The following is a 1,376-nucleotide window of genomic DNA, read 5'->3' as shown; positions in this document are numbered from 1 at the left end:
GCCGACCGCGACGGCGCGGGTGGCCGACCGCGTCTCGCCCCGCGCGTAGAGGGCCCGGCTCAACACGGCGAAGAGGGCGTACCCGAGCAGGCCCGGTGCGAAGCCGGCGACGGCACCGGCCGCCGTGTCGGCCGCGGCGCCGTCAAAGAAGAGGTGGCCGACCGGCCCGGCCGTGCCGACCAGGGCCGCCGCGCCGAGACAGCTGAACAGCAGCACGCCCCGGACGGCCGGGGCCAGGGTCGCGCGGTACGCCTCCTCGTCGCCGGCGGCCGAGGCCGCGGACAGGGCCGGGTACGCGGCCACCGCCAGCGGCACCGCCAGCACCGCCCACGGCAGCAGGAACACCGTCTGGGCGAGGTTGAACACACCCAGGTCGGCGGTCGCGCCGTAGGCCACCTGGTTCAGGCTGACCGCGAGCGCGACCTGCTGGGCGGTGACCGTCACGGCACCGGCGACCGCCAGCCCACCCACCCGGGCACGGGCGTCGCCGGGGAAGCGGAAGCCCACCGCCGGCACGATCCGCAGCCGGCGGAACGGGATCAGCAGCGACAGGGACAGGACCACCACGCCCGCCGTCGTCCCCGCCGACAGCAGCAGCTCCCCGCCCCGGCTGACCTCGGCCACCGTCGCCCTGGCACCCTCTGAGAGGGTGAAGACCAGGTACACCGCGACGACGGTGAGGCTGGACAGCAGCGGCGCGATGACCGGCCAGGCGAAGCGGCGGTGCGCCTGGAGGACCCCGGTCAGCACGATGCCGATCCCGTACAGCGGCAACTGCGGGGCGAAGACCCGCAGCATGCGCGCGCCGCTGTCCTGCTGCGCGGCGGTGAGGCCCTCCCCGAGCAGCCCGATCAGCGGCCCGGCCAGCAGCGCCACCGCCAGCGCGAGGGGCACCAGCAGAGCGAGGGTCCAGGTGAGCAGCGCGCCGGTGGTCCGGGCCACCGTCGCCCGGTCACCGGCGGCGACCGGCCCGGCCAGCAGCGGTACGACGAGGCTGGCCAGCGCCCCACCGGCCACGACCTCGAAGACGATGTTCGGGACGGCGTTCGCCACCACGTACGTGCCACCGAGGTCGGTGGGGGCGAGCGTCCAGGTGAAGACGGCGGTGCGGCCGAAGCCGGCGAGCCGGGCGACCACGGTGAGGACGGCGATGAGCGCGGCCGCTCCGGCGACGCGGCCGGCGCCGGCGAGGGGTGCCGGGGTCGTCACGTCAGTCGGCGCGACGGCCCAGCGCGTCGAGTTCACGCAGACCCGGGGTCCGCTGGATGACGGCCGTGAAGCTGACCTTCTCGCTGGCGGCGGTGAGCCCGGCGAGGACGGCGAGGATCCCGGCGCGGCCCAGCGGGCCGGACCGGGCGGCCAGGGCGACGCCGAGC

General features: G+C 76.6%; 1 protein-coding gene. It reads right to left on the bottom strand.

What is annotated here, in order from left to right:
- On the bottom strand, window positions 1-1,209 hold a 1,209-nt coding region (locus AB0I76_RS29925; RefSeq protein ID WP_357042487.1), incomplete at its 3' end, for a lipid II flippase MurJ.
- Window positions 1,210-1,376: the final 167 nt, after the last annotated feature.

The organism is Micromonospora sp. NPDC049799 (assembly GCF_040656655.1).
Taxonomy (GTDB): domain Bacteria; phylum Actinomycetota; class Actinomycetes; order Mycobacteriales; family Micromonosporaceae; genus Micromonospora.
This window is presented reverse-complemented; position numbering and strand designations above follow the sequence as displayed.